The organism is Gemmatimonas sp., assembly GCF_044345575.1.
Lineage (GTDB): Bacteria > Gemmatimonadota > Gemmatimonadetes > Gemmatimonadales > Gemmatimonadaceae > Gemmatimonas.
Map to the genome: position 1 here is coordinate 1 of NZ_JBIJAW010000296.1, position 4024 is coordinate 4024.

The window sequence follows — 4024 nt, forward strand, 5'->3', positions numbered from 1 at the left end:
CCGTTTTGGGCGTCGAATGCGGTGCCTTGGCGTCAAGCGGGAGCTGCAGAAACGCGAGCTGGCGCAACGGGAGCTAGTCCCACGGGAGCTAGTCCTACGGGAGTTGCTGTTCCCGTTGCTCAATATCGCGCATCACCAGCTTCCGTCGCACCAGCTCCCGCTCAACCAGCTCCCGAGGTGCCTCGCCGGCCGCCTACCCGAGGTACTTGTCCCGCGTCAACCCAAAGTGATGCTGCATGTGTCCCGCAATCATCCACACCAACGCGCGGGCCGTCACGTCTTTGCCACTGGCTACACCGCTCTGGCCGATTGCCTCGTCGTCGAGCGACCGCACCAGCGCCAGGGTGGCGGCGCGCACGGCATACATCTCCGCGAGGATGTCGGCGAGCGACCGCCGTCCGGCCCGACTGGTGGGGACCCAATCATCCTGTTCGAACCCGGGGAGCGGGGTCCGGTCACCGCGTGCGATGCGCAGCAGACGATACGCGAATACCCGCTCGGTATCGCTCACATGCACCAGCGACTCGCCGAGTGTCCATTTGCCGGGCGCATAGGCGTGTGACGCCGCGGATTCGGGTACGGCGGCCATGAGCGCCTGCCAATCAGCGGTCTGCGCCTCGAGCAGGGCCACCACGTCGGCGAGGCCGCGCTGTGTCAGGGAGGCCTCGGCGGCATCGATATAGCCGGCGTAGTACGGCGCGTGCTCGTTTGCGGCGGGGCGGGCGATGGGTGTCATGGCCGACTCGGTTGGCGGACGTGTCAGGGGAAACTGCTTTCGCGGAGGCGCGGAGAAATCCTGAGAGTGCGCGGAGACCCCTCGTTGCACGGAAGGAAAGCTATGCGGTCCTCAGCGCCCTCCGCATACTCCGCGCCTCCGCGAACGCAGTTCGTCAGCGCTAGAACCCCAGCGCCGCAATCACAGCCGGCAGCGCCGATGGTGAGGCCACCGCGCCCTGCGCCACACGCGGGGAGCCACCCCCACGGCCGCCCGCCGCCTGCAGCGCGGGGCGTAACGCTTGGCCGGCATCCACCCCGCTGTCGGCCGAGGCCGCGAGCAGTACGCCACCCGTCGGCGTGTTTGTCACCAGCACCACACAGCGGCCGCGTGCGAGCAACTGCTGTACGAGCGGGTCGGCGTCCTTCACCGCCCCCGCGGTCTCGTGGCGAATGCGTCGTACTTCGTCCGCGATGGTCGCCCCGTCCCACAGGGCCTGCGCTTCGTGCACCGCCAGCTCACTCGCGAGCCGCTTCCGCTCGCGGTCGAGTTCCGTGAGCCGGGCCTGCTGCTGCTCGATGAGCGCCGGCAAATCGGCGGGCGCCGCCGACAGCGGACGCGCCGCGCGCGTGAGCAGGTCGGCGTCGGTGCGGGCGCGGCGAATGGCGCGATAGCCGGCCACAAACTCGATGCGCGTGTTGCCGCGCGTGCGTTCAGCGCGGCGCAGGAAGATGGCCCCGATTTCCCCGGTGCGCCCCACGTGGGTACCGCCACACGCGCTCCGGTCGAGCCCTTCGATGGTGATGATGCGCAGCGTGCCATCGCGCTCACTGGCCTTGCGCAGGCCGGTGGCCGTGGCCGCGTCCTCATACGTCACCGTGACTTCGTGATTCTCGAGCGCCAGGCCATTGGCCCGATGCTCGATGCGCGCGAGCTCCTCGCCATCGATGCCGTCGGCGCAGGCGACGTCGACGGTGGAGTAGTCGTCGCCGAAGTGCACACTCACCGTGGGCCACCCGTAGTGATCGGTGAGCAGCGCCGACAGCAGGTGCTGCGCGGTGTGTTGCTGCATGTGATCCACCCGCCGCACCATGTCCACCTGACCCACCACCATGGCGCCCACCGGCAATCCCAGCGGCTCGGCGAGATGATGCGCCACCCGCGTCTCCTCATCGACCACGTCCACGATGGGTACATCGGCCAGCGTGCCCAGATCGTGTGGCTGGCCGCCGGAGGTCGGATAGAAGGCGGTGCGGTCGAGATACACCACGCGGCCGTCGGTGGCGGTAGCCGTCACGGTGGCGCTGAAGCGGGCCAGCGTGGCATCGTCGTAATACAGCCGCAGGGTAGACTCGGAAGCACTCATGGCCACGGATACTCGGTCAAGACTCGGTACGGGAAGCGGAGAGGGCTATCTTGGAGGCCATGCCGCGACAGCTACGGGAATCCACGGCGACCAGCCACTCGGTATTCAATATGACGCGTGCCACGTTGCGTCCGCTGTCTTACCTCGGTGCCGCGGTGGTCGCGGTTGCCGTATCCGGGTGTCTGCCAGCGGCGCCCACGCCGCAGTCGACTCCCGCGACCGTCCGGGAGGTAGACGCCACGCGCGTCGCCGTCGTGTTGCCGCCCGTGCAGGACGACCCCGAACCCGAGGCGGCCGCCTCCGATTCCGCCGGCGTGGCGCGGCTGTTGCGCCTGTCGTACGTCTGGCATCTGGCGTCACTGCATCATCCGGCCGTGGCCGTGCGCGGCGCGCCGCTCGACTCGGCGTTCATCCGTGCCGTCACCCTGGTGCGCCGTGCCAGCGACGCCGCGCAGCTGGAAGTGGCCTATGCGCGCTTTCTCGCGGCCCTCAACGACCCATTATCGCGCGTCGAGCGTGATACCGAGGTGACCGGTGAGGGTGACGGGCTGGTGGTGGCCACCGCCAACGTCGAGCGAACGCGCGACAGCATTCTGGTGCTACAGCTCCCCTCCGCCACGCGATACGAGGAAAGCGCCGCAGTCGGTGTGCGGCAGGCACTCGCCCAGGTTCCCGCCCGCGTGGTGCTCGATCTCCGCACGGCGAGCCCCGGTGCGCACGTCGACAGCGTGGATGCGTTCGTGGCGCGCACCCAGCTCGCCGAGCGCCTCACAACCGTCCCGTTCACCATCAGTGGCGTGCGTGTGCGTCGTGTGGGCGGCGCGCGGCTGGACGCCACTGGGTGGACGTTCGACGATGCGTGGCTGGGTCGCGATGGGGCGCTCGTGTCCCCCATCAATCCGCTGCCCCGCCGCATCGTGGTGCTCGCCAACGAGCATACCGTGATGCCGCGTGCCGTATTGGGTCTGTTCGCCACAGGGCGGGCGACGCTCGTGGCCGAAGGAACCGTCCGCGACGACGCTCTCGTTCCGAGTGTGCGCATTCCCATTAGTGCCGGGCTGTCGGTGCGTCTGCGCACCGGCGAGCTGCTGCATGCCGACGGCAGCGGCGGGCTGGTGGCCGACACCACCGTCGCTCGCGCGGCGGCCGCGGCCGACAGTGCCCCGGCGCTGCGCGCGGCGGTGGCGATGTTGCGCAGCGGGCGTTTCGTGCGCGCGTCACGGTTGGCGAGTGTGCGGCCGCGCGCGGCGCTGCCGGCCTACTACGACACCGACCCGTATCCGTACATGGGCTCGCGCGTACTCGCGGGCGCCCGCGTGTGGAGTGCCATGCGGGCCCGCCACGCGCATCGTGATCTCTACGACGACGACATCGATGACGTGTTCGCACGGACGTTGCCGCGTCTCGAAGCGGCGCGCTATTCCACCGAGTATGCCGCGGCGCTCGTGAGCTTCGCGAGCTCGTTCGACGATGCGCAGGTGAGTGTGCGCGGCGCCATGGTAGACACGGTGCAAGGGATCGCCACGGTGCCATTTCGTGTGCGCTGGGTCGACGGACGCGCCGTGATCAGCGACGTGATCCCCGATTCGGTCACGCGCGCGCTCGACCTGCGCGTCGGACAGGAAGTGGTGGCCGCCGATGGTTATCCCGTGCCCGCTTGGATGCAGGAACGGCGACGCGCCGTGTCCGCCCCCAACGACTGGTCGCGTCAGCAGCAGCTCGCGACGCTCATGCCGCGCGGCGCCGTGGGGGGGACGCTGTATCGCCTGCGTGACGTGACCGGGCGCGAGCGTCAGCTCAACATTCCGCGCCGCGTCGAGTACATGGCGTTGCAGCCGCAGGTGGAGCGCCCGGCGCAGTCGGCCTCGCTCACGCTCCCCAACGGCATCGCCTATCTCGACGTGAATCGGCTCACCGAGCAGACGGTGGATGCCGAGCTCTCG

General features: G+C 69.3%; 3 protein-coding genes. 1 reads left to right on the plus strand and 2 read right to left on the minus strand.

Annotated features, from left to right (window positions below; all coding sequences use genetic code 11):
• Positions 1–193 precede the first annotated feature (193 nt).
• Together ACIQ6O_RS13880 and ACIQ6O_RS13885 are read right to left on the minus strand one after the other, a co-directional pair.
• On the minus strand, positions 194–736 hold the full coding sequence (locus tag ACIQ6O_RS13880) for a DinB family protein (RefSeq protein WP_396208379.1): 543 nt from the start codon (positions 734–736) through the stop codon (positions 194–196).
• Positions 737–896: 160 nt separating this feature from the next.
• Positions 897–2081 (minus strand): DHHA1 domain-containing protein, encoded by a 1185-nt coding sequence (locus ACIQ6O_RS13885; protein ID WP_396208380.1) that lies wholly within the window; start codon positions 2079–2081, stop codon positions 897–899.
• 59 nt (positions 2082–2140) lie between these two features.
• On the opposite strand from ACIQ6O_RS13885, the gene ACIQ6O_RS13890 reads away from it, so the two are divergent.
• Positions 2141–4024: hypothetical protein (locus tag ACIQ6O_RS13890; protein ID WP_396208381.1), on the plus strand; the 1884-nt coding region annotated here is incomplete at its 3' end.